The following is a 24,605-nucleotide window of genomic DNA, read 5'->3' as shown; positions in this document are numbered from 1 at the left end:
GAAACCGTAAAATTCGCTTGAATGAAGAACTGACAAAGTTTCACAAGGAAGTTCTCTGCAACCTGAACAGCATTCACGGAGCACTGCTGCGTATGAACCGAAGTATCCAGTCGGAAGGTGCAAATGGCATTATCAAGTGGAACAGGTCATATACCAGAGCCCGCAGAAGAGGATCAAAAGCCTTGAATTTAGAAATTGCGATGATTTGCTGTGGTTTTAATCTTCATAAATTCCACTTGAAAAAGCCTGCAATAAAAAAAGCGGCATAAATTTAGAATATTTTCTAGATTTTCAACACGGCAAAAACGCAGTTTTTGTGCCGCTGTGTTTGCTGTACCCAAAATTCAGCCAAAATAGTTATTTTTGCGATCTGGCATAAAAAAGAGCCGAGATTTCCCAAAAGCAGGAAATCTCGGCTCTTTGAGCGCTGTTTTTTTACAACGCCTTTCGCTATATACAGTAATTATTAGAAACCAAGAATGCCCTTGAAATCTTCAATAAGCTTTTCTTCCTGTGCCTCTGCATCAGCTCTTGTGTCGCCGATAGTTGTGTAGTATGCCTTGATCTTTGGCTCTGTGCCGGAAGGTCTGATTATTACACTTGCACCCTGCTCAAGCTTGAATGCGATAACATCTGACTTTGGAAGTGTAAGAACTGTCTTTGCGCCTGTTTCAAGGTTTGTTTCCTCAGATGCAAGATAATCTGCTATGTCTACTACCTTGAGTCCGCCAATAGCCTTAGGTGGATTAGCTCTCAGATCAGTCATGATCTCCTTCATTCTCTCCATTCCGCTTGCACCCTCGCACTGGAATGACTTCTGGCTGTGGAGATAGTTGCCGTACTTCTTGTACATATCTTCTCTTGCCTGAAGCAGTGAGATACCCTTTGTTCTGTAGAATGCTGCCATTTCACAAATGAGCATTGAGCCTACAACTGCGTCCTTATCTCTTACATATGAGCCTGCAAGATAACCATAGCTCTCTTCAAATCCGAGATATATCTGTCGTCCTGTCCCTCTTTCTCAAGGAAACCGATCTGCTCGCCGATAAACTTGAAGCCTGTGAGAACTTCTCTAAGCTCTACATTGTATTCTGCTGCTATCTTCTTGCAGATGTCTGTTGTTACGATAGTCTTAACAGCTACAGGGTTCTTTGGCATTGTGCCAAGAGCTGTTCTTTCCTGACAAATATATTTGAGGAGCATTGCACCTACTTCATTTCCGCTGAACAGAACATAGTTGCCCTCTGGGTCAGGTACTGCGATACCAACTCTGTCACAGTCCGGGTCTGTTGCAAGAAGAAGATCAGGCTTTACTGTCTTGCAAAGCTCAAGTCCCTTTGCAAGGGCTTCCTTTATCTCAGGGTTAGGGAACGGGCAGGTAGGGAAGTTTCCGTCAGGATTTTCCTGCTCAGGTACTACTGTTACTTCCTTTATGCCTATCTTCTTAAGGATAGCTCTTACAGGCTTGTTGCCTGTACCGTTAAGAGGAGTGTATACTACCTTCAGACCGCTGTCTGCTACGAGGTCAGTATGTACGCCCTGCTGTGCTACCTTGTCAAGATACTTGTCGATAACTTCCTGCTTGATGTATTCGATCTTGCCTGACTTGATACCGTCCTCAAAGTCCATTACCTTTGCACCGCCGAACATCTCAACTGCGTTGATCTTGCCGATAACTGTGTTTGCAACATCGAGTGTGATCTGACAGCCGTCCTCGCCGTATACCTTGTAACCATTGTACTTTGCAGGATTGTGTGATGCAGTTATAACGATACCTGCCTGACATTTAAGCTCTCTTACAGCCCATGAAAGCATTGGAGTCGGCATAAGCTCTGAATAGATGTATACCTTTATGCCGTTTGCAGCCAGAACCGCAGCAGCTTCCTTTGCGAACTTGTCAGACTTGATACGGCTGTCATATGCGATAGCTACGCTGCCGTTTTCAAATGCGCCGTTTACATAGTCTGCAAGACCCTGTGTTGCACGTCTGATAGTGTAAACATTAAGTCTGTATGCGCCTGCACCGATAACTCCTCTGAGTCCGCCTGTGCCAAATTCAAGATCTCTGTAAAATCTGTCCTGAATTGCAGCCTCGTCGCCCTCGATAGATTTAAGCTCTGTCTGGAGATCAGGATCGTCAACAGCCTTTTCACACCAAAGCTTGTAAAGTTCCATTTCTGTCATTGTTAAATCACCTCATATAAATATTTCGCTTATAAAATACACATTTCTATAGAATACATTATAGCACACTCCCATATTTATTTCAAGAGTTGTAACAGTTATTTAACAAATTCCTGCAACTATTTACAAATGAGTTTCCGGAAACATTTCGGGGCATAATGCTAATTTCGGGACAGGGTGAATATAAATATAAAAATAGTATATGTGAGAGGTGGAAAATGTGAAAATATTAAGGAAAATATGCTCGGCAGTGTTATGTGCGGCGGTGGCAGTGTTTATGGTGTGTTCGCTGGCGGAGGGAAAAGAAAAAGCAGGTGCGCTGTCAGCGGAGGACTTTGTGCCTGCGGACACTGTGGCGGTGAGCGATATTATAGAGGGGCTTACGGCTAGGTCTGCAGTGGTGACGGAGATGACCACAGGCAGGGTGCTTTTTGAAAAAGAGCCGCAGGAGCAGTGTGAGTGCGGTCATTATGCGAAGCTCATGGTGCTTTTGCTCACAGCAGAAAAGATAGACAGCGGTGAGCTTTCCATGAGCGACACGTCAGTGGTGTCGGAGTATGCCAACTCTCAGCAGGGAAGCCAGATATGGCTTGACAAGGGAGAGAAGATATCTGTGGAGGAACTTATAAAATCAGTGTCGGCAGGCAATGCAAACGACGGCTGTGCAGCACTTGCGGAAAAGGTGGCAGGCTCGGCAGACAAGGCGGTGGAGCTTATGAACAGCCGTGCGAAAATGCTTGGCATGAATGGTACTGTTTACACTGATTGTACCGGCATGGGAGAGGGCAATGTTACAACGGCGAAGGACACGGCTTTGCTTTGTTCCGAGCTTGCAAAATACAAAAATCTCACTCCTTACCTTACCTGCTGGCTTGACACTGTGAGAGACGGCAAGGCGGAGCTTGTAAATCTTAATAGGCTTGTGCGTACTTACAAGGGCGTAACAGGCATGAAAGCGTGGGGAAGTGAAAAGGCTGGGAGCTGTATTGCGGCAACGGCTGAAAAAGGGGATATGTCAGTATGCGTAGTGCTTAACGGCTGTGATTCGCAGGAGAATATGAATGCTGAGGCTAAGAAACTTCTGAACTTGGCGTTCGATACATATGAGATATACACCCCTGAACTTCCTGAGGATATGGTAAAGGAAACTGTGGTGTGCGGAGGAGAGGAGCTTTCTGTGGAGCTTGCTCCCGAGGGGCTTTATCCTATAGTTATACCAAGGGGAACATATCGTATGGTGGAGTGCGATTATACGGCAGAGGAGAAGCTTGACGCACCTGTGAAAAATGGCGAAACTGCGGGAGAAATAAGATACACCATGGGCGGTGAGGTGATATTAGAGGGAAAGATAGTCGCCTGCAAAGAGGTGAAGAAAATGAATTTTATCTGCGGCATAAAAAAGCTTGTGTACAATCTGCTGAGTATGCAATGAGAGATTTGTTCAAAATGCACAAAAGATGATTTCGCTTTATAAAACTCTTGAAATGTTCACAAAAATATAGTATAATTTATCTAGTATTAACGGAGAAACGTGTTTTATGGTATCACGCTCTCCGACAGGTAAGGAAAGGAAATGAAGGATAATGTCATTAAAGCTTAACACAAAGTATCTTGAGGGTTTTGTGAGTGAACATGAATACGAGGGTATGGCTGCGCAGGTAACTGCCGCTCATAACACTCTTGTAAGCAGAAACGGTCTGGGAAATGATTTTCTCGGCTGGGTAACACTCCCTGAAGATTATGATAAGGAAGAATTTGCAAGGATCAAGGCTGCTGCCGCAAGGATCAAGGAAAAGTGCGATGTTCTCATCGTTATCGGTATCGGCGGATCTTATCTTGGTGCAAGAGCTGCTATCGAGCTGCTCAAGTCGCCATTCTACAACAATCTTAAGAAGGATACTCCTGACATCTATTTTGTCGGAAACAATATCAGTTCGGCTTACCTCAATGAAGTGCTTTCAATTTGCGAGGGCAGAGATATCTGCGTAAACGTAATTTCAAAGTCGGGCACAACAACTGAGCCTGCACTTGCTTTCAGAATTTTCAAGAAGCTTCTTGAAGATAAGTATGGCAAGGAAGAGGCTAAGACAAGAATTTTCGCCACAACAGACAAGGCTAAGGGTACTCTCAAGCAGCTTCTGACGAAGAGGGCTATGAGACATTCGTTGTTCCTGATGACGTTGGCGGAAGATTTTCAGTTCTTACAGCAGTTGGTCTTCTCCCTATCGCAGCAGCAGGCTGTGATATCGACAAGCTCATGGCTGGTGCAAGAGAGGGTATGAAGAAGTATTCTGCTGATGATAACAACGATTGCTATAAGTATGCAGCACTCAGAAACATTCTCTACAGAAAAGGCAAGAGCGTTGAGATGCTCGTTTCATATGACCCTTCATTCACAATGATGGGCGAGTGGTTCAAGCAGCTGTTCGGCGAGAGCGAGGGCAAGGACGATAAGGTATATTCCCATCTGCCGCTACATTCTCTACAGACCTGCACTCACTTGGTCAGTTCATTCAGGACGGCTCAAAACTTATGTTTGAGACAGTTATGCACATCAAGACACCTAAGAGCGACCTGTTCTTGGAGCCTGATAAGGATAATCTTGACGGACTTAACTTCCTCACAAATCAGAATATGTCAGTTGTAAATGAAAAGGCATATCAGGGTACTATCCTTGCTCACACTGAGGGCGGCGTTCCTAATATCGTTATAGATGTTGATAAGCTTGACGAGGAAAACCTTGGCGAGATGATCTACTTCTTCGAGAAGGCTTGTGCTATCTCAGGTTATATGCTTGGCGTAAACCCATTCAATCAGCCGGGCGTTGAGAGCTACAAGAAGAATATGTTCGCTCTTCTCGGCAAGCCGGGTTATGAGTCACAGAAGGCTGAACTCGAGGCTAAGCTGGGCTAATATCCTAAAGGCAGAACAAAAGGAAATTTTGAGCGTTTCCCCTTTGGGGGTCTGCTCTTAAAATAAATGCTTTAATAAGCGGAACGGAGAGTTTATATGATTAATTTGATTCCAGGTAAAAAGGGCACAGGCAAGACTAAGATACTTGTTGATTCTATCAAGAAGGCTGCTGAAAATGCTACAGGCAACGTTGTTTGCATCGAAAGAGGTATGCAGCTTACCTATGACCTTCCTCATAATGTAAGATTGGCTGACGCTGAAGAATACGGTATCAACAGCTTTGACAGCTTCTATGGCTTTGTTGCAGGTCTGATGGCTGGCAACTATGACATTCAGGAAGTTTTCGTTGACGGTATCCTGAAGATCGGCGGCAGAGATTATGACGCTCTTGGCAATATGCTTGAAAAGGTAGCAGTTCTCACAAAGGACGTAAACGTTACTTTCACAGTATCTGCTGACGTTGACGAGCTGCCTGCAAAGGTAAAGGCTTTCATCAAGTAAGGCTTTGCGCTTCGTTTATTGGTATTTTGATAGCAAAAACGAAAAAATTGAAAAAAAGTATTGACAAATCACGTTTCTCAGGTTATAATGGAATTTGTGATGTTTGAGGTGCAAGTATGAATGTACAGTTGAAGGAACTTTTCGATATAATCGGAGAGCGAAAAACGATCGATTATTCCATAACAGCAGACAAGCTGTCGGAGTATGGCGGATATTCTTTTGCATCGCCCGTTGCGGTAACAGGTGAGATAGAGAACAGGGCAGGGGTGGTAACGCTCAGGTTCAAGACTGTTTTTACTATGGATCACACCTGTGACAGATGTCTAAAGGAGTTCAGCAGGGAGTATGTTTATGACTTTGAACACACTCTGGTGAGAAGTGTTCAAAGCGACAGAGACGATTATGTGGTCTGCGAAAATAATACTCTTGATCTGGACGAATTAGCTATTTCAGATTTGTTGTTACAGCTGCCTACAAAAATTCTTTGCAGGGATGACTGCAAGGGTTTGTGTTACGTTTGCGGACAGGATTTGAATGAGGGCAAATGTAACTGCTCTTGACGGGAAATAGCTGAACAGACTATAATGATTTTACTGACGAGGAGGTGCCAGAATGGCAGTACCAAAGAGAAAAGTATCCAAGGCTAGACGTGACAAGAGACGTTCAGCAGTTTGGAAGCTTGACGCACCTGCACTTTGTAAATGTTCTAACTGCGGTGAGCTTACTTCACCACACAAGGTTTGCAAGAATTGCGGTTATTATAAGGGCGTAGAGGTTATCAAGAAGGAAGCATAATTTTTGATAAGCGCATAGAGCAGAATGGCTTAGGCCGTTCTGCTCTTTTTTGTTGTAGCAGTGAAAAAGGCGGGCAAACGCTGTTTGCTTCTACATATTTGTAGTAAAAATCTATGTAATGTGGGTGCTGTATTTCTCGTATGGTTGACAAAACGTGAGAAATTGTGTTATACTATATGATGTATCAATGTGCAAATTTATATGAAATGAGGTCGATATATATGTCATTGCCGATCGTTGCGATAGTGGGCAGACCTAATGTTGGTAAGTCTACTCTTTTTAATAAGCTTATCGGTCAAAGACTTTCTATAGTTGAAGATACCCCTGGCGTCACAAGAGATAGGATTTATGCAAGGTGCGAATGGCTCGGACACGAGTTCATGCTGGTTGACACGGGCGGAATCGAGCCTGAGTCTGATGATATTATCCTTGCTCAGATGCGCAGACAGGCGGAGCTTGCTATACTGAAAGCTGATGTCACCATTCTTGTGACTGACCTGAAATGCGGAGTTACTGCCACTGATTATGAGGTGGCACAGATGCTTTTGAAATCGGGCAAGCCTATCGTGCTTTGTGTGAACAAGGTGGATAATGTGGGCGAACCGCCTATGGAGCTGTATGAGTTCTATAATCTCGGTTTGGGCGAACCGTTTCCTGTTTCTTCTGTTCATGGTCACGGAACGGGCGATCTCCTTGACGAGGTGCTGAAATATCTTCCGGAGGAAAATGAAGAGGACGATGACGATGATTCGATAAAGGTCGCTGTTATCGGCAAGCCTAACGTTGGAAAGTCCTCTATAATAAACAAGATATGCGGTGAGGAACGTGTTATCGTATCAAATATCGCAGGCACTACCCGTGACGCTACTGATTCGGTTGTGGAAAATGAAAAGGGTAAGTTCGTTTTCATAGATACGGCCGGTATCAGACGTAAGTCAAAGGTGCTTGAGACTATTGAGAAATACTCTGTGTTGAGGGCTTATATGGCTGTAGACAGAGCCGATGTTGCGGTTATCGTTATTGACGCAACTGTGGGCTTTACTGAGCAGGATTCAAAGGTGGCAGGTTATGCTCACGAAAAGGGTAAGGCTTGCGTTGTTGCGGTGAACAAGTGGGACGCTATCGAGAAAGAAACCAACACCATGAACGAGTTCCAGAAAAAGCTTCAGGACGATTTCAGCTTCATGAGCTATGTGCCTTTTGTGTTCATCTCTGCAAAAACAGGTCTTAGAATGGACAAGCTTTTTGATACTATCAAGTTCGTTGCAGAGCAGAACTCTATTAGAATACCGACAGGCAGACTTAACGATGTTCTCGCATATGCTACCCAAAGGGTACAGCCACCGTCTGACAAGGGCAGAAGGCTGAAGATATACTACATGACGCAGGTTTCTACCAAACCGCCTACATTCGTGTTTTTTGTAAACAGAGCCGATCTGTATCATTTTTCCTATCAGCGTTATATTGAAAATCAGATAAGAGAGACCTTCGGACTTGAGGGCACGCCTATCGTTTTCAAGATAAGAGAGCGTGACAAGGACGACGTTAAATAAAATTCTGGAGGTTATTTTGTGGACATATTTTTAAGTCTGGCATTCACTATAATTTTTTCCTATCTGTTCGGAAGTCTTAATTCTGCCATAATCGTGTGCAGAGTTTTAAAGCATAAGGATATCCGTGATTACGGAAGCAACAACGCAGGTTTGACCAATGTTCTGAGAGTATTCGGAAAAGGGCCTGCGGCGGCAACTCTGTTGTGCGATCTTGCAAAGGGCGTGCTTGCGGTAGTTATCTGCCGTCTTGTGGTGACAAACGGTTTCGGCGTGACATTTTTTCATGACGATAAGTTTATCGGATATCTTGCGGGCTTTTTTGTAATGCTTGGACATATTTTCCCGGTATTCTATGGCTTTCACGGTGGAAAGGGCGTTCTTATTGCGGCAACGACTCTTATCGCTATCGACCCTCTGACCTGTGCTTTCTCAGTGGCTGTTTTCGCTATCGTGCTTGCGGCAACAAAATACGTGTCTGTAGGTTCTATATGCGCCGCTATCGCATATCCTGTTTTTACGCCTATCGTTCAGCTTTTTATAATCAAGGGCGACGGCGTTCTTGCAAATACTCTTATGGCAACGGCTATCGGTCTGCTTATCATTTATATGCACAGACCTAATATTAAACGCCTTATGAACGGCACCGAAAACAAATTCGGAAGCAAGAAAAAGGCGTAAGGGAGGTTTTATTATGGCAGATATTACTATACTTGGTTCAGGCGGATTTGGTCTTGCACTGGCAATAATGTGCGACAATGCAGGGCATAAAGTAACAGTATGGTCAAAGTTTCAGTACGAGATAGATGCTATCAAGAGAACAGGCGAGCTTAAAGCAAAGCTCCCTGGCGTTCAGGTGAACAAGACTATTGAGCTTACAACGGATATAAGCTGTGTTAAGGATAAAGACATGGTGATACTTGGCATACCTTCACCTTTCCTCAGAGAGGTTTGCGAAAGCGTTGTGCCTTATCTTGAAAGCAGAACGATAGTTGTGAACACGGCAAAGGGTCTTGAAGGCGGAAGCCTTAAAACTATGTGCTGTGTGGCGAAAGAGTGCTTTCCGAACAATCATGTTGCGGTGCTTACCGGTCCGTCACACGCAGAGGAAGTGGCAAGAAAAGTTCCCACTACTGTTGTTACTGCTTCTGACGACAGGGAAGTTTCATATTATATACAGAACACTCTTTCTAACGATACGTTCAGAGTGTATGTTAATGATGACGTTATGGGCTGCGAGATAGGCGGTTCGCTGAAAAACGTCATTGCTTTGGCGGCAGGTGTGTGCGACGGCCTTGGACTTGGTGACAACACAAAGGCTGCACTTATGACAAGGGGTATCAGAGAAATATCACGTCTTGGAGTTGCAATGGGCGCAAAGCTTGAAACCTTTGGCGGACTTAGCGGCATAGGCGACCTTATCGTTACCTGCTGTTCAATGCACAGCAGAAACCGCCGTGCTGGTATCCTCATAGGCAAGGGAGTTACCCCTGAGGAGGCTGTAAGACAGGTCGGCACTGTTGAGGGCTATGTTTGCACCAAAAACGCATGGGAGCTTTCAAAGAGAATGGGCATTGAAATGCCTATCACAGAGCAGCTTGCAAAGGTGCTTTTTGAGGGTGAGCCTGCGGCTAACGCTATCAAAAATCTTATGGGCAGACCGAACAGAAATGAAACTGAGTCAACTTTCCTGAGCTAGGAAAGCGACCGTTGAAAGGACGGATACATATGCTTAAAAGATACACTATCAAGACAGAACGCAGAGGGCTTTACAATATCACGAGCTATGTAAGGCAGGCTGTAACAGAATCAGGAGTGCAAAGCGGCATTGCTGTGGTATTCTGTCCCCACACCACGGCGGCGATAACCATAAATGAGAATGCCGACCCCGACGTAAAGACGGATCTTCTTTACGCTTTGGAGGAAACATTTCCGAACAGACCGCAGTTCCGTCACGCTGAAGGAAACTCTGACGCTCATATGAAGTCAAGCTGTGTTGGTGCTTCGGAAACTGTTATCATCGACGATAACGAACTTCTTCTCGGCACTTGGCAGGGTATCTATTTCGCTGAGTTTGACGGACCGAGAACAAGAAACTTTTTTGTGAAGATAATAAAGGGCTGATTTTGGCGTTTTTCCTCTTTACAATCTGCTGAAAATATTGTATAATTAGTATGGATAATTCCAACGAAATATGTGTTAAGGAGTGCTTTGAAATATGGAACCTAAATATAAGAGAATATTGCTCAAATTAAGCGGCGAGGCTCTCGCAGGCGATAAGAAGATAGGTCTTGATTATGACGTTATCACCTCATTCGGCAAGAGCATAAAAAAATGTGTTGACGCCGGCGTTGAGGTAGGTATCGTTGTAGGCGGCGGCAATTTCTGGAGAGGCAGATCGAGCGGTGCAATGGACAGAACAAGAGCCGACCATATCGGTATGCTCGCAACTGCCATGAACGCACTTGCTGTTGCAGACGGTCTTGAGAACTGCGGTCTTGAAGTAAGAGTACAGACAGCTATTTCTATGCCACAGGTGCTGAGCCTTACATCAGAAACAAGGCTATGCGTCATTTTGAAAAGGGCAGAGTAGTTATCTTCGGCTGCGGCACCGGTAACCCATTCTTCTCAACTGATACGGCTGCTGCACTGAGAGCGGCTGAGATAGAGGCTGACATATTCTTTAAGGCTACCATGGTAGACGGCGTTTATGATAAGGATCCTCACAAGTATCCTGACGCTGTTAAGTATGACACACTTACATTTGCTGATATTCTTGCAAAGGGTCTGCAGGTAATGGACTCAACTGCTGCGGCAATGTGTAAGGACAACAATATCCCGATACTCGTTTTCGATCTTGCAAGACCAGACAATATTTATGACGCTTGCATGGGCGAAAATATAGGCACTCTCGTAAAATAATAAAGATAATCAAGAAAGGATCGTTTGAATATGAAACAGATCAAGGAAAATGCTAAGACAAAAATGGAAAAATCCATAAACGTTATGCTTTCGGACTTTGCAGGCATCAGAGCAGGCAGAGCTAATCCGTCCGTACTCAACAAAGTTCAGGTAGAATATTACGGCGCAATGACACCTGTTACACAGATGGCAGCGGTTTCTGTTGCTGAGGCAAGAGTGCTTGTTATACAGCCATGGGATAAGTCAACTCTCAAGCCTATCGAAAAGGCTATCCAGGCTTCTGATATCGGCATAAATCCACAGAATGACGGCACTGTTATAAGACTTACTTTCCCACAGCTCACTGAGGACAGACGTAAGGAGCTTGTTAAGGACATCAAGAAAATGGGCGAGGAGTGCAAGGTCGCTATCCGTTCTATCAGACGTGACGCTATGGAAAAGTTCAAGGCAATGAAGAAGAACAACGAGATCACAGAGGACGATCTTAAGGACTGCGAGGACGAGATCCAGAAGCTTACTGACAAGTTCGTTAAGGAAGTTGACGGTCACGTTGCCGAAAAGGAAAAAGAGATACTCTCTATCTAAGCCATGGCGAAGAATGAGAAGATAAGCCTTGGTGAGAACGTGTCTGTGCCTGTTCATGTGGGCGTTATCATGGACGGCAACGGCAGATGGGCGAAAAAGAGGGGCATGCCCCGAAAGTTCGGACACAGAGAGGGCGCAAAGACCTTTCGTGCCATAACAAGACACGCCAAGCGCTTGGAATACAGTATATAACTTACTATGCGTTTTCTACCGAGAACTGGAAAAGACCTAAGGACGAGGTAGACGCGATTATGGATCTTTTTGAAAAGTATCTTGACGAGGTCAGGGACTTTATCGAGGAGAATATCAGGGTGCGCTTTATAGGCGACAGAACAAGGCTCAGCGAAAATCTGCAAAGGAAAATGGCTTCCGTTGAGGAGGACTCAAAGGACTTTGACTCTATGACCCTTGTGCTTGCTATCAACTACGGTGGCAGGGACGAGATATGCCATGCGGCTAAGACATTGGCTCAGCAGGTGAAAGAAGGCAAGCTGGAGCCTGAGGATATCACCATGGATATGATAGAGAGAAATCTCTACACTGAGGAGATACCTCCTGTTGACCTTGTTATAAGACCTAGCGGAGAGCAAAGATTGTCAAACTTTATGATATGGCAGGCGGCTTACGCGGAGTTTTATTACACAAATATCCTATGGCCTGACTTCAAAGGCAGCGACCTTGACAAGGCTGTTATCGCATACAGCGAAAGAAACAGAAGATTTGGAGGGGTGTAAAAAATGTCTACCCGTATTAAATCTGCGGCAGTTGCCATTGTTATCGCAGTGATACTGCTTATCGCACACGGAACGTTCCTGTTCAACATTGCGGTGGGCGCAATTTCTGCACTTGCAATATATGAGATATTCAGGGCGACAAAAATGACAGAGCATAAGTATCAGACCATTGCCTGCTGTGCGTTTGCCTTTGTGGACGCTTTCATGCCTGTGTTCTACAGACACGGCTGGCTGTACTTTTTCAGCTACAAGCTTTACATGGGGCTTTTCGTTATAGCAATGTGTCTGCTTTATCTTAAAGAGCATACAAAATTCCAGTATACAGAGTTTTTCTTCATGCTGGGCGTGGGCATTCTTCTGCCATATTCATTCTCAATTTTGGTCACAATGGCAGGCTTGGGCGGCAAGGGCGTGTTTATGATAGTTCTTACTCTTGCAGCGGCTTGGCTGGCTGACAGCGGTGCTTATTTTGCAGGAACTTTCTTCGGCAAAACAAAGCTTTGCCCTGAGATAAGCCCTAAGAAACTGTGGAGGGCCTTATAGGCGGCGTTATCTCAAATGGTATTCTTATGCTTATAATAAGCCTGTTCTATCAGTTCGTACTTAAAGGCGAGCTATCCACTATCTAGGCGTTCTAATCGCAGGTATGCTTGCGGCTCTTATCGGACTTGTGGGCGACCTTACAGCTTCGGTGATAAAAAGACAGACAGGTATAAAGGACTATGGCAACATAATGCCGGGTCACGGTGGAATAATGGATCGCTTTGACAGCGTTCTGCTCGTTGCACCTTTTATGTACTATATGTTCACACAGGGCTTATACTTAAATAGAAAATTATGACTTTTAGGGGCAGGCTTAGGCTTACCCCTTTTAAGCGTTATTAAGGCAACACCGCTTGCAAACCATCTTTATGCGGAATTGCCTGAATTTATTTTATATGATGAGGGACAATAAATGAAAACAATGACCATACTCGGTTCAACGGGTTCTATAGGCACGCAGGCATTAGAAGTGGCTGCAAAGCATAATATTAAAGTAAAGGCGCTTGCGGCAAATTCTGACGTTGAAAAGCTTGCGGCTCAGTCAAAAGAGCTTATGCCTGAGCGTGTGTGTATCTACCGAGAGGACAAAAAGGCAGAGCTAGAAAAGCTTCTCAGTGCACTGGCATAAAAATATCCACAGGCATGGATGGACTTAAAGAGATAGCAAGAATGGACGGGGTCGATATCATGCTCAACTCAGTCGTTGGCATGGTGGGTCTTGTGCCGACCCTTACGGCTATCGAAAAAGGCACTGACATTGCCCTTGCAAATAAGGAAACACTTGTGGCAGGCGGTGAGCTTGTTATAAAGGCTGCGGCTGAAAGGGGAGTGAAGATATATCCTGTTGACAGCGAACATTCGGCTATCTTTCAGTGCCTGCAGGGAAACGAGGGCAACAAGCTCAAAGGGATAATCCTTACTGCTTCGGGCGGACCATTCTTCGGCAAAACAAAGTCTGACCTGGAGGGCGTGACAGTTGAGCAGGCTCTTAATCACCCTAATTGGTCAATGGGCAGAAAGATAACCATTGACTCTGCTACGCTTATGAACAAGGGTCTTGAATTTATCGAAGCAATGTGGCTTTTCAAGCTCAGACCTGAGCAAATAGAGATAGTTGTCCATAGACAGAGCGTTGTACATTCAGCGGTGGAGTATGAGGATAATTCTGTTATCGCACAGCTTGGCGTGCCTGATATGAAAATACCCATACAGTATGCTCTGCTTTATCCTGAGAGAGTGGAGTGTGATGTGAAAAAGCTGTCCCTTACAGACTATGGAAAGCTCACTTTCGAGAAGCCTGACTATGATACGTTCGATTGTCTTAGGGCTTGTATAAAGGCTGTCACTATCGGTGGAAATCTTCCTGCGGCAGTGAATGGAGCGAATGAGGAAGCCGTTGCGGCTTTTCTTGACGGCAGGATAGATTTTCTTGACATCGGCAGAATAGTAATGAATGTCTGCGAGAATACACCACGGGAAGAGATAAAGTGTGTGGAAGATGTGCTGGAAGCGGATAGAAAGGCTAGGGAGAGAGCGAAGAAGCTTATCGGAGCTTAGTGAGGAGCGGCTTTTAAGTGAGGAGTGAGGAGTGAGGAGTGAGGAATGGCAAAGCCGACCAAGCAAATCACCAGAAAAAAGTAAAATAAAGCATCGAGCAAAGCGATCTTGCGGCAAGATAAACTATCCCGAATATTTGTAGGGGCTGGCGCCCTCGACAGCCCGCTCGAAGGAGCGAGGTTTGAATTATCAAGAGCTCATGTAGAAAACATTATGTGGATAACACAAATGAGATTGCAGACGAAATGTCGGAGGGGTCGGGACGTCGGATTTATGCAAAGCAGAAATTGCGCCGCTCCCCTATAGGAGATAAATTACCACAACATCAGTAAATCAAACGCACAGAGTGTTCATGCGAGGTAAAAAAATGAGTATATTATTTGCAATATTGATCTTTGAAGCTATCATAATAATACACGAGCTTGGTCACTTTATTGCGGCGAAAGCCAGCGGAGTAAAGGTCAACGAGTTCGCTATCGGTATGGGTCCTGCCATTATCAAAAAGAAAAAGGGCGATACCCTTTACGCTTGGCGTGTGTTTCCCATAGGTGGCTATTGTGCCATGGAGGGCGAGGATAACGGAAGCGAGGACGGCGGTGCGTTTTGTAATAAAAGCCTGCCAAAAAGAATGCTTATCGTGGTGGCAGGCGTTATAATGAATCTTGTGCTTGGATATATTATCCTTTGTATCAGCACCGCAAGGTCTGACGGCATCGCAACCACCACTATATCGTGGTTTGAGGATAACGCTATGTCCCAATCGACCGGCTTGCAGGTGGGTGACGAGATAATCGAGGTCAACGGCATGAGGATTTTCACTACTATGGATATGTCCTATCAGTTTGGCAACGATGAGGACGGCAAGTTCGATATGGTGGTGAAGCGTGACGGAAAAAAGGTGGAGCTTAAAGATGTCACCTTTGCAACGGACGATAATACCATGCACATTGATTTCAAGGTCGCACCAAAAGCTGTGACCGTCGGCTCTGTGATAACTCAGTCTTTCAAGCAGGGCTGTACTGACGGCAGACTTATCTATATCTCCTTTGCCGACCTTATAAGAGGAAAGTATTCCATAAAAGACCTCAGCGGTCCTGTGGGTATCGTTGACACTATCGACAATGTTATCGACAGCGAAAGGGACAGCCAGTCAGGTAAAATAGATTGGTCGTCACTTATTGACACAATGTTGTCGCTGGGTGCGTTCATGACCATAAATATCGGCATTTTCAATCTCTTGCCATTGCCTGCACTTGACGGCGGAAGACTTTTGTTTCTTATTATCGAAGCGGTACGCCGTAAGCCTGTCAAGCCTGAGCATGAGGGAATGGTACACGCTATCGGTATGGCGGCTCTGTTGCTTCTTATGGTAGTGGTAACGGTGAGCGATATTATCAAGCTTGTTTAAAGGAGGAACTGTTTATGTCAGGTGAAAATAAGAGAAACGTAAGACCTGTCAAGGTGGGAGGACTTGTCCTTGACGGCAAAAAGATATTTATCCAATCAATGCTCAATGTGCCGTCTACGGACATAGAAGGCTCTGTTAAGCAGGCTGTGGAGCTTGAAAAGGCTGGCTGCGAGATAGTCAGGGCGGCTATACCGAACATGGAAGCCGTTAAGCTTATCCCTGCTATCAAAGAGAAGATCTCTATCCCTCTTGTGGCGGATATCCACTTTGACTATCGCCTTGCCATTGCGGCGGCGGAAGCTGGTATCGACAAGATAAGGATTAACCCCGGCAATATCGGCTCTATGGATAGGGTGAAAGCAGTGGTTAAAGCCTGTCGTGAAAGAAATATCCCTATCAGGATAGGTGTGAACGGCGGTTCTCTGGAAAAGGAGCTTCTTGCGAAATACGGCTCGCCAACTGCTGAAGCCCTAGTGGAAAGCGCAATGGGTCATGTGAGAATTTTGGAGCAGTGCGACTTTGAGGATATAGTTATCTCTATAAAGTCATCAGACGTGCCGACTATGATAAAGGCATACAGACTGTGTGCACAGACCTGTAACTATCCTCTGCACCTTGGAGTAACTGAGGCTGGCACCGAGAGAATGGGTCTTATAAAATCATCTATCGGTATAGGTTCGCTTCTGTGCGACGGCATAGGCGAAACTATAAGAGTTTCACTTACCGACGAGCCTGTAAAAGAGATATACGCCGCAAAGGATATTTTAAAGGCTATCGGCAAGTGCGGCGGAGTAAGGATAGTTTCCTGCCCTACCTGCGGAAGAACTAGGATAGACCTTATAGGTCTTGCAAAAAAGGTTGAGGAAGCCACCAAGGATATAGACAAGGATATCAAGATAGCCGTTATGGGCTGTGTTGTGAACGGCATAGGCGAGTCGGGCAACGCTGATATCGGCATTGCAGGCGGTGACGGCTGTGCGGTGATATTCAGCCACGGTGAAAAGCTCAGAAAGGTATCAGAGGAGGAGGCTTTGCCTGCGCTTCTGGCGGAAATAGAAAAACTTTAAAAGGATATACCATAAATGAATACATACACCATTGAAAGCTTCTTTGAGAACTATAAGGAGCTTATACCCTCTGTGATAGAAAAAGGCAGGATATTAAGGCTGGGCTATAACGAAGAAAACGGAACTTTTACCTGTCAGGCGGCTTTTGACAAGCTGGTGCCTTTTGACAGCACAGTGGAATTTGAAATGAAAATGAGGGCGGCTCTCGGAGCAGGAAAGTTTATTTTGCAGCTCAAATATACCCCTGATATGCTTTGTGCGGAGTATTTTCCTGAGCTTTGCAAGTTTCTTAAAAGCAGATTTCCTCTTGTGAACGGCTTTTTTGACAACGCTGAGGCTGTTTATGAAAACGGCATTTTCACCGTGGATATAAAACACGGAGGCGAAGCGTTGCTGAAAAAGGCGGGCATAGAAACGGCTTTTCCTGCGCTCACCATGGAGCTTTTTTCCGTAAGGGCGGATATAAAGCTCACAGGTGTGCTTGAAACTGATATGGAAGAGCATCAGCGTGAGCAGGAGGAGTTTTTGAACTCCCTCCCTGTGCCGAAGATAGATCCTGCACAGCCTGAGAAAAAGGCGGCTGTTACCACTAATACTGCAAGTGGAGCTTCTGTGGATTTCCGAACTGCAAATGTGGACTTCACAAGGTTCTCGCTTCTGTGCGATGACGCCCTTGTGCTTATGGGTGCGCCAATATCAGGAAACGAGCAGGTGATGCAGATGAAAGATATCCCTGCGGATTACCGTGGACGTGTGGTGGTCTGGGGCGATATTTTCGGACCTGTGGAAACAAAGGAAACAAAGTCGGGTATGCTTATAGCACACCTGAATTTTACCGACTATACTTCCTCAAACTCTATAAAGTTCATAGGCTCAAACAAGAATTTCAGAAACATGAAAGGCTTGAAAAGGGCAGTGCTTGAGGCAATGCTGGAACACCTTAAGGCTGGCAAGACCATACTCGTGGCAGGTGAGATAGAGGAGGACGATTTCGACCACTCTATAAACATCAAGCCTGACAGCATTATGGTCGTAAAGCGTGAAAAGGAAAAGGATACCTGCGAGCATAAGCGTGTGGAGCTTCATTGCCATACCAATATGTCTATGATGGACGCTCTCACTCCTGCGGGCAAGCTTGTGGAAAGAGCCTATTCATGGGGACACAAAGCCCTTGCCATAACAGACCATGGTGTCGTTCAGGCTATCCTGACGCCGGAAATACCTGTATCGGCATACGCAAGGGCGGCGGTGACTTCAAGGTTCTTTACGGCATAGAGTCATACGAGGTCAATAATGACGAAAAGATATTCCGTGGAACGGACAAGCGTGAGCTTACAGACGAGATAATCTGCTTTGACCTTGAAACTACGGGTACAAATCCTAATGAAGATAGGATCATCGAGATAGGCGCTGTCAAACTGAGAGATCTTGAAGTTGTGGACAAGCTCGATATTTTCGTGAACCCTGAAAGACCTATCCCTGAGTTTATCTCAAACCTCACCCACATCACTGACGATATGGTAAAGGACGGTGCAAGCGAAAGGGAAGCTCTCCTTAAATTCAAGGAGTTTATCGGTGACGACCCTGTTCTTGTGGCGCACAATTCTCAGTTCGATACGGGCTTTATATCCGCCTGTGCAAAAAGACAGGGCATTGAGATAAAATACTCTTCTATAGACACTGTGCCAATGTCGCAGATAATGCTTCCGGAGCTTGAAAAGCATAAACTCAACTATGTGGCGGAGCATTTCGGACTTGGGGATTTTCAGCACCACCGTGGCTGTGATGACGCAGAGGTGCTTGCAGGGATATTCATAAGGCTGTCGAAAATGCTCATGGAGCAGTATCCTCTGATTCTTATAACAGTGGATATGCTCAACAGCTTGCTTGCAAATGAAAATCAGGTGCTTGCAAAGCCGACTTATCACCAAATTATTATCGTAAGAAATAACACTGGTCTGAAAAATCTGTATAGGCTTATATCAGACTCCAATCTTAAATATTTCAAAAGACGTCCGAGAATACCAAAATCTGAGCTTGTAAGACACCGTGAGGGTCTTATCCTCGGTAGTGCCTGCGAGCGTGGCGAGGTCATTCAGGCTTATCTCGAGGGCAGAAACTATGAGGAGATAAAGCAGATAGCAAGCTTTTATGACTATCTGGAGATCCAGCCTGACGGAAACAACAAATTTATGCTCACCACCGAAAAGCCTCCTTATGACAGGATACACACAGCGGAGGATATAAAGGATATAAACCGCTTTATTGTAAAACTTGGTGAGGACTTGGGCATACCCGTCTGCGCAACAGGCGACGTGCATTTTATGGACAAGACCGACGCACAGTTCAGGTCGGTGATACAGGCTTCAATGGGCTTCCCTGACGCCGATACTCAGCCTCCTTTGTATCTTAAGACAACAAACCAAATGCTTGACGAGCTGAGCTATCTTGGCGAGGAAAAGGCGTTTGAGGTCGTTGTTACAAATACAAACAACGTGGCTGATATGGTAGACCCTGACCTGAAAGCGTTCCCGAACGGTACTTATACGCCTTTTATCGAAGGCTCGGTTTATCAGCTTCAGTATATATGCTGGAAGAAATGCTGTTCCATTTACGGCGACTGCGACCCTGAGACCATAAAAGTTCCTGAGGGCGAGGACGTTGACGTATCAAAATATTTTGAGGGACACATTCCAGACCTTGTTTTCAAAAGACTTAAAAGAGAGCTTGACTCTATTATCAAGCACGGATTTGCAGTGCTTTACATGATATCTCAGAAACTTGTTGCCAACTCTAACGAAAATGGCTATCAGGTAGGTTCAAGAGGCTCGGTAGGTTCGTCCTTCGTTGCCTCCATGTCAGGTATCTCTGAGGTAAATCCTCTTGTGCCACACTATGTCTGTCTTAACTGCCACCACAGCGAGTTCATTACAGACGGCTCGGTAGGCTCAGGCTTTGACCTGCCACCGAAAAACTGTCCTGTGTGCGGAGAGAATATGCACCGTGACGGACACGATATCCCATTTGAAACGTTCCTTGGCTTTGACGGCGATAAAGCCCCTGATATCGACCTTAACTTCTCAGGTGACTATCAGGCAAAGGCGCATAAATATACGGAAGTTCTTTTCGGTGAGGACCATGTGTTCAAAGCCGGTACTATCGGCATGATCCAGGAAAAGACAGCTTTCGGATACGTTATGAAATATCTTGACGAGCGTGGAAAAACAGTGCCAAAGGCTGAGATAGAGCGTCTTAAGCTTGGTTGTTGCGGCATAAAGAGAACGACTTCTCAGCATCCGGGCGGAATGGTCGTTATCCCAAGCGACTATGAGGTTTATGACTTCACACCTGTTCAGCACCCTGCGGAAAAAGTGGACTCTGACATGGTAACCACCCACTTCGACTTCCATTCTCTCCACGATACTATCTTGAAGCTTGACGAGCTTGGTCACGATAACCCGACAATGTATAAGTATCTGGAAATGTTCACAGGTCGAGATATTCTTGACTGCCCCATGTCTGACCCTGCGGTCTATTCGCTGTTCACTTCCCCTGAGTCACTTGGCGTGACGGAGGAGGATATAATGTGTCAGACGGGAACGCTCGGTATACCTGAAATGGGTACGCCGTTCGTAAGACAAATGCTTCTTGACTGTCAGCCGAAAAACTTCTCTGACCTTTTGCAGATATCAGGACTTTCACACGGCACTGACGTATGGCTCGGCAACGCACAGGAGCTTATCAAAAACGGAACCTGCGATATCTCAAATGTTATCGGTACTCGTGACAGTATCATGACATATCTGCTTTATCATGGCGTTGAGCCAAAGCTGTCATTTAAGATAATGGAAATAACCCGTAAGGGTAAAGCTCCGAAACTGCTCACAGAGGAAATGAAAGAGAATATGCGTCAGCATGATGTTCCTGAGTGGTATATCGACAGCTGTTTGAAGATAAAATATATGTTCCCGAAAGCCCATGCGGCGGCATATGTTACGGCAGCTATAAGACTTTGTTGGTTCAAGGTGCATGAGCCGCTTGCGTTCTATGCAACTTATTTCACAGTTAAGGGCGAGGATTTTGATGCAGAGATCGCTCTCAAGGGAAAATATATCGTCAGAAGCAAGATAGAAGAAATAAAGAATAAACCAAAAGACGAGGTGTCGGGCAAGGACAGCGGTGTGCTTGAAATTCTCATGCTTGTGAATGAAATGCTCAGCCGTGGATATGACTTTTTGCCTGTAAACATCAAAAAATCTCACGCAACTATCTATCAGATAGAGGACGACAAGATAAGGCTTCCGTTCTGTTCACTTAACGGAGTGGGCGAGTCTGCGGCGATAAGCATTTACGAAAAGGCGCAGAACGGCGAATTTATCTCTATCGAGGAGTTCCAGCAGCAGAGCGGAGTGTCCAAATCTGTTATCGAAACTTTGGAGAAAAACGGAGCTTTCGGCGATATGCCTAAATCTAACCAGATATCGTTGTTCTGATAGTTACTATGCACAATTTCATACTTTGCCCTTGTAACACTATTGACAAACAAGGGCGGGTGTGATAAAATTATTTGTGTTGATACTATGCTATCACTTTACTACGATAAAGTGAGTAAAGGCGTTACATAACAACATAGAAAGTACAATCTATAATTTATATACAGGAAGGAAAAGTGTATGAAAAGATATGATCTTATAACCCCTGAGGGTACGAGAGATCTGCTGTTTGAGGGCTGTCTGGCACGAAGAATGGTGGAGGACAGGCTGTCAAAGCTGTTTGAGGGCTTTGGCTACAGCGAGGTGGTAACACCGGGAATAGAGTTTTACGATCTGTTTATGGGAAGCTCGAGAAACTTCCAGCAGGAGAGCCTTTATAAGCTTACAGACTCAAAGGGCAGACTTATCGTTATGCGTCCTGATTCCACGATACCAATAGCAAGACTTGCTTCCACAAGACTAAAGGGAGCAAAGCTTCCCCTTAGACTATACTACAATCAGAGCATTTTTGAAAATAACTCCCTGCTCAAAGGACGTTCAGACGAGGTAGTTCAGGCAGGCATCGAGCTTATTGGCGGAGAAAATTCCAAGAGAGCAGATTACGAGGTGCTATGCACTGCTGTTGAAGCCCTTTCAAGCTTTGATAAGGAGAATTTCAGACTTGAGATAGGTCATATCGGATATTTCAAGGAGCTTGTGGCTCAGCTTGACGTTGACGACGCAGTAAGAGAGGAGATAAGACTTCTTATCTCTGCAAAAAACTATCCTGCACTTAACGATATTCTTGACGAAGTGGGCGACAATCAGGTGACTAACGCGCTCAGACAACTCCCAAGACTTTTTGGTGGTGTTGAGGTGTTCGACAAGGCTGCGGATATTTATACTGACGATAAGATAACAGGCATACTTTATAACCTTAAAGAGGTCTATACCAGACTTTCAAGCCTTGGTTATGAGGGCAAGATATCTGTTGACCTTGGCATCGTGAGCCATGCGGATTACTACACAGGCATTGTGTTCAAGGGCTATCTTTCAGAGGTCGGTCAGTCGGTGCTTAAAGGCGGAAGATATGACAGACTTCTTGCAGAGTTCGGCAACGATTGCCCGGCGGTGGGCTTCGGCATAAGCGTTGACTCTGTTGCAAGACATATCGAAAAGCTTGGCGGCGCACCAAAGCTCAGAACTCCTGACGCAATTGTGTTTGGCGAAAAGGGCTATGTGGTTGAAGCAATGAAATATGCTCAGACGCTCGTAAGAGAGGGTCTGACAGTTGAAAACTCGCTTTTCAACACCCTAGATGAAACAAAGGCTTACGCAAAATCAAAGGGAATAAAGAAGCTTGTGGCAGTTGGCAGCGAGATAACAGAGCTTGATATATAGTTTGGAGGATAAGTTAAAATGAACAGACCCCTTAGGATAGCTCTTACAAAGGGCAGACTTGAAAAGGATACAGTCGGTCTTTTAGAGAAGATAGGCTATGACTGTACCGCAATAAGAGAAAAGGGAAGAAAGCTTATTCTTCCTGTACCTGACGGAAACCTTGAAGTTGTGCTTGCAAAGGCAAACGACGTTATCACATACGTTGAGCATGGCGTGTGTGATATGGGCGTTGTTGGCAAGGACACTATCATGGAAATGCAGGGCAAGTTCTTTGAGCTTGTTGATATCGGCTTCGGCAGATGTAAATTTGCACTTGCCACAAAGAAAGGCTCAAAGTTCTACGGCGGATTTGATGTCAAGACAGTTGCAACAAAATACCCTAACATCACAAGAAGATTTTTTGAAGCAAAGGGAATGGACGTTGACATCATCAAGATAGAAGGCTCAGTTGAGCTTGCACCGCTCCTTGAGCTTGCAGACGGTATCGTTGATATAGTTGAAACAGGCACGACACTTAAAGAAAACGGTCTTGAAGTCATCGAGGACGTTTGCCCTATCTCTGCAAGGCTTATCGTAAATATGGTAAGCATGAAAATGCGCCAGCAGGAGATCGAGAATTTTGTAAAGCTTGTTGAAGAAAATATTGACAAGTAGTTTATATATACGGAAAGGACAGTATTGAAATGGCTGAAATAAAGAAGATTTTTGTCAACGGCAAAGACGAGGTAGAGTTTTTCAAGCAGCTTGAAAAGAGAAGCGGCGAAACAAATAAGAAGGTCACAGCCGTTGTTAATGAAATAATCGAAACTGTCAGAGAGGGTGGCGACAACGCTGTAAAGGCTTATACAGAAAAGTTTGACGGCAAGCTCCCAGAGTATTATGAAGTTCCAAGAGATGTTATAAACGACGCACTCACAGAGGCAGATCAGGACTTTGTTGACGCAATGCTCAACGCAGTTGCGAACATCACAGATTTTCACCAGAGACAGAAGTCACAGAGCTTTATAAACGCTAAGGATAACGGCTGTATTCTCGGTCAGAAGGTAAGAGGACTTAACAGAGTTGGTCTTTATGTTCCGGGCGGCACAGCAGCTTATCCATCAAGCGTGCTTATGAATGCAGTTCCTGCAAAGATAGCAGGCGTTAAGGAGATAATCATGGTGACCCCTCCTCTCAAAGACGGCACACCAAATAAGGATATCCTTGTGGCAGCAGCTCTCTGCGGAGTTGACAGAGTGTTCATGAGCGGCGGCGCACAGGCTATCGCTGCCCTTGCCTACGGCACTGAGGAGATACCAAAGGTCGATAAGATAGTAGGCCCTGGAAACATTTACGTTGCAACAGCAAAGAAGCTTCTTTATGGTGTTGTTGATATCGACATGGTGGCAGGTCCGAGCGAGATACTTGTTATGGCTGACGAAAAGGCTAACCCTAAGTTCATTGCCGCAGACCTTATGTCACAGGCTGAGCATGACAAGCTTGCTTCTGCTATCCTTGTTACAACAAGCGAGAGCATTGCAGACAGAACTATCGAAGAGATAAACAGACAGGTGCAGAGTCTTTCAAGAAAAGAGATAATCGAAAGCTCTCTTGAAAATTACGGTGCTATCCTTATCTGCAATACAAAGGACGAAGCTTGCAACCTTGCAAACAGATTTGCTCCTGAGCACCTTGAAGTGCTTTTTGAAAACCCTATGGAGTATCTTGGCAGACTTGATAATGCAGGTTCAATATTCCTTGGTCAGTATGCTTCAGAGCCGCTTGGCGACTACTATGCAGGCCCTAACCACGTTCTTCCAACAAGCGGCACAGCTAGATTCTTCTCGCCTCTGTCAGTAAACAGCTTTGAGAAGCGTTCAAGCTTTACATACTATACTGAGGACGCTCTCAGAGAAGCAAAGGACGATATCGTCCTTATTGCAGAAAAAGAGGGTCTGACGGCTCACGCAAATGCAATAAAGGTAAGATTTTAA

The 24,605-nt window shown here is 45.1% G+C and carries 20 protein-coding genes and 4 pseudogenes; 23 read left to right on the top strand and 1 reads right to left on the bottom strand.

All coding sequences use genetic code 11. From position 1 onward, the window contains the following. On the top strand, positions 1–269 hold a 269-nt coding region (locus DW793_RS04325), incomplete at its 5' end, for a transposase (protein ID WP_181988281.1). A 197-nt stretch (positions 270–466) separates the two neighbouring features. Here DW793_RS04325 and DW793_RS04320 read toward each other — a convergent pair. Further along, positions 467–2,184, bottom strand: a pseudogene (locus DW793_RS04320) (phospho-sugar mutase). Positions 2,185–2,404: 220 nt separating this feature from the next. Between DW793_RS04320 and DW793_RS04315 the strand changes: the two are divergent. From DW793_RS04315 to hisD, 22 genes and pseudogenes are all read left to right on the top strand, one after another. Continuing rightward, positions 2,405–3,616, top strand: a complete 1,212-nt coding sequence (locus tag DW793_RS04315) for a D-alanyl-D-alanine carboxypeptidase family protein (RefSeq protein WP_147342153.1) — start codon at positions 2,405–2,407, stop codon at positions 3,614–3,616. 151 nt (positions 3,617–3,767) lie between these two features. Next, positions 3,768–5,097 (top strand): annotated as a pseudogene (locus tag DW793_RS04310) (glucose-6-phosphate isomerase). Between the two features lie 96 nt (positions 5,098–5,193). After that, positions 5,194–5,598 (top strand): hypothetical protein, encoded by a 405-nt coding sequence (locus DW793_RS04305; protein WP_022287400.1) that lies wholly within the window; start codon positions 5,194–5,196, stop codon positions 5,596–5,598. Positions 5,599–5,714: 116 nt separating this feature from the next. Then, a complete protein-coding gene (locus tag DW793_RS04300; RefSeq protein WP_022287399.1) occupies positions 5,715–6,158 on the top strand; it encodes a YceD family protein in 444 nt (147 codons plus the stop codon). Positions 6,159–6,210: 52 nt separating this feature from the next. Beyond that, positions 6,211–6,393: a 50S ribosomal protein L32 gene (gene rpmF / locus DW793_RS04295; protein WP_022287398.1), complete on the top strand. Its 183-nt coding sequence runs from the start codon at positions 6,211–6,213 to the stop codon at positions 6,391–6,393. Positions 6,394–6,614: 221 nt separating this feature from the next. Continuing rightward, positions 6,615–7,946 (top strand): ribosome biogenesis GTPase Der, encoded by a 1,332-nt coding sequence (gene der / locus DW793_RS04290; protein ID WP_117896685.1) that lies wholly within the window; start codon positions 6,615–6,617, stop codon positions 7,944–7,946. 18 nt (positions 7,947–7,964) lie between these two features. Further along, positions 7,965–8,624, top strand: coding sequence for a glycerol-3-phosphate 1-O-acyltransferase PlsY (plsY, locus tag DW793_RS04285; RefSeq protein ID WP_022287396.1), 660 nt, complete (start codon positions 7,965–7,967; stop codon positions 8,622–8,624). A gap of 13 nt (positions 8,625–8,637) precedes the next feature. Next, positions 8,638–9,642 carry an NAD(P)H-dependent glycerol-3-phosphate dehydrogenase gene (locus DW793_RS04280; protein ID WP_118157153.1) on the top strand — a complete coding sequence of 335 codons (1,005 nt, stop codon included), beginning with the start codon at positions 8,638–8,640 and terminating at the stop codon, positions 9,640–9,642. 29 nt (positions 9,643–9,671) lie between these two features. After that, complete coding sequence (locus DW793_RS04275) at positions 9,672–10,067, top strand: secondary thiamine-phosphate synthase enzyme YjbQ (protein WP_041337162.1); 396 nt, start codon at positions 9,672–9,674, stop codon at positions 10,065–10,067. Positions 10,068–10,161: 94 nt separating this feature from the next. Next, positions 10,162–10,865, top strand: a pseudogene (pyrH, locus tag DW793_RS04270) (UMP kinase). 30 nt (positions 10,866–10,895) lie between these two features. Beyond that, positions 10,896–11,450, top strand: coding sequence for a ribosome recycling factor (gene frr / locus DW793_RS04265; protein WP_117896684.1), 555 nt, complete (start codon positions 10,896–10,898; stop codon positions 11,448–11,450). An 86-nt stretch (positions 11,451–11,536) separates the two neighbouring features. Beyond that, positions 11,537–12,184: a polyprenyl diphosphate synthase gene (gene uppS, locus DW793_RS04260; RefSeq protein ID WP_390624621.1), complete on the top strand. Its 648-nt coding sequence runs from the start codon at positions 11,537–11,539 to the stop codon at positions 12,182–12,184. A gap of 3 nt (positions 12,185–12,187) precedes the next feature. Further along, positions 12,188–12,727, top strand: a complete 540-nt coding sequence (locus DW793_RS04255; protein ID WP_118157152.1) for a phosphatidate cytidylyltransferase — start codon at positions 12,188–12,190, stop codon at positions 12,725–12,727. A 103-nt stretch (positions 12,728–12,830) separates the two neighbouring features. Further along, on the top strand, positions 12,831–13,025 hold the full coding sequence (locus DW793_RS04250) for a phosphatidate cytidylyltransferase (protein ID WP_118157151.1): 195 nt from the start codon (positions 12,831–12,833) through the stop codon (positions 13,023–13,025). 114 nt (positions 13,026–13,139) lie between these two features. Next, a pseudogene (locus tag DW793_RS04245) lies at positions 13,140–14,284 on the top strand (1-deoxy-D-xylulose-5-phosphate reductoisomerase). Positions 14,285–14,651: 367 nt separating this feature from the next. Further along, positions 14,652–15,692: a M50 family metallopeptidase gene (locus DW793_RS04240; protein ID WP_117896681.1), complete on the top strand. Its 1,041-nt coding sequence runs from the start codon at positions 14,652–14,654 to the stop codon at positions 15,690–15,692. A gap of 14 nt (positions 15,693–15,706) precedes the next feature. Further along, positions 15,707–16,759 carry a flavodoxin-dependent (E)-4-hydroxy-3-methylbut-2-enyl-diphosphate synthase gene (ispG, locus tag DW793_RS04235; RefSeq protein WP_118157150.1) on the top strand — a complete coding sequence of 351 codons (1,053 nt, stop codon included), beginning with the start codon at positions 15,707–15,709 and terminating at the stop codon, positions 16,757–16,759. A 15-nt stretch (positions 16,760–16,774) separates the two neighbouring features. Continuing rightward, positions 16,775–18,034, top strand: coding sequence for a PHP domain-containing protein (locus DW793_RS15155; protein WP_252969660.1), 1,260 nt, complete (start codon positions 16,775–16,777; stop codon positions 18,032–18,034). After that, entirely contained in the window at positions 17,986–21,252 is a 3,267-nt protein-coding gene (locus DW793_RS04230; protein ID WP_252969662.1) for a PolC-type DNA polymerase III, read from the top strand. Before DW793_RS15155 ends, DW793_RS04230 begins: the two co-directional genes overlap by 49 nt. A gap of 180 nt (positions 21,253–21,432) precedes the next feature. Next, positions 21,433–22,632, top strand: a complete 1,200-nt coding sequence (gene hisZ, locus DW793_RS04225; RefSeq protein ID WP_118157149.1) for an ATP phosphoribosyltransferase regulatory subunit — start codon at positions 21,433–21,435, stop codon at positions 22,630–22,632. Positions 22,633–22,650: 18 nt separating this feature from the next. Next, positions 22,651–23,286, top strand: coding sequence for an ATP phosphoribosyltransferase (gene hisG, locus DW793_RS04220; RefSeq protein WP_022287384.1), 636 nt, complete (start codon positions 22,651–22,653; stop codon positions 23,284–23,286). 29 nt (positions 23,287–23,315) lie between these two features. Next, positions 23,316–24,605, top strand: a complete 1,290-nt coding sequence (gene hisD, locus DW793_RS04215) for a histidinol dehydrogenase (RefSeq protein ID WP_117876419.1) — start codon at positions 23,316–23,318, stop codon at positions 24,603–24,605.

Origin of the sequence: Ruminococcus sp. AM31-15AC, from assembly GCF_003462045.1 — a bacterium.
GTDB classification, from domain to species: Bacteria; Bacillota; Clostridia; order Oscillospirales; family Ruminococcaceae; genus Hominimerdicola; species Hominimerdicola aceti.
This window is presented reverse-complemented; position numbering and strand designations above follow the sequence as displayed.

What these genes read in the sequence shown, in the direction of transcription:
- DW793_RS04305 (WP_022287400.1), top strand. Translation starts at nt 5,194, where the DNA reads ATGATTAATTTGATTCCAGGTAAAAAGGGCACAGGCAAGACTAAGATA.
- DW793_RS04300 (WP_022287399.1), top strand. Translation starts at nt 5,715, where the DNA reads ATGAATGTACAGTTGAAGGAACTTTTCGATATAATCGGAGAGCGAAAA.
- rpmF (WP_022287398.1), top strand. Translation starts at nt 6,211, where the DNA reads ATGGCAGTACCAAAGAGAAAAGTATCCAAGGCTAGACGTGACAAGAGA.
- der (WP_117896685.1), top strand. Translation starts at nt 6,615, where the DNA reads ATGTCATTGCCGATCGTTGCGATAGTGGGCAGACCTAATGTTGGTAAG.
- DW793_RS04280 (WP_118157153.1), top strand. Translation starts at nt 8,638, where the DNA reads ATGGCAGATATTACTATACTTGGTTCAGGCGGATTTGGTCTTGCACTG.
- DW793_RS04275 (WP_041337162.1), top strand. Translation starts at nt 9,672, where the DNA reads ATGCTTAAAAGATACACTATCAAGACAGAACGCAGAGGGCTTTACAAT.
- frr (WP_117896684.1), top strand. Translation starts at nt 10,896, where the DNA reads ATGAAACAGATCAAGGAAAATGCTAAGACAAAAATGGAAAAATCCATA.
- uppS (WP_390624621.1), top strand. Translation starts at nt 11,537, where the DNA reads ATGGGCGAAAAAGAGGGGCATGCCCCGAAAGTTCGGACACAGAGAGGG.
- DW793_RS04255 (WP_118157152.1), top strand. Translation starts at nt 12,188, where the DNA reads ATGTCTACCCGTATTAAATCTGCGGCAGTTGCCATTGTTATCGCAGTG.
- DW793_RS04250 (WP_118157151.1), top strand. Translation starts at nt 12,831, where the DNA reads ATGCTTGCGGCTCTTATCGGACTTGTGGGCGACCTTACAGCTTCGGTG.
- DW793_RS04240 (WP_117896681.1), top strand. Translation starts at nt 14,652, where the DNA reads ATGAGTATATTATTTGCAATATTGATCTTTGAAGCTATCATAATAATA.
- ispG (WP_118157150.1), top strand. Translation starts at nt 15,707, where the DNA reads ATGTCAGGTGAAAATAAGAGAAACGTAAGACCTGTCAAGGTGGGAGGA.
- DW793_RS15155 (WP_252969660.1), top strand. Translation starts at nt 16,775, where the DNA reads ATGAATACATACACCATTGAAAGCTTCTTTGAGAACTATAAGGAGCTT.
- hisZ (WP_118157149.1), top strand. Translation starts at nt 21,433, where the DNA reads ATGAAAAGATATGATCTTATAACCCCTGAGGGTACGAGAGATCTGCTG.
- hisG (WP_022287384.1), top strand. Translation starts at nt 22,651, where the DNA reads ATGAACAGACCCCTTAGGATAGCTCTTACAAAGGGCAGACTTGAAAAG.
- hisD (WP_117876419.1), top strand. Translation starts at nt 23,316, where the DNA reads ATGGCTGAAATAAAGAAGATTTTTGTCAACGGCAAAGACGAGGTAGAG.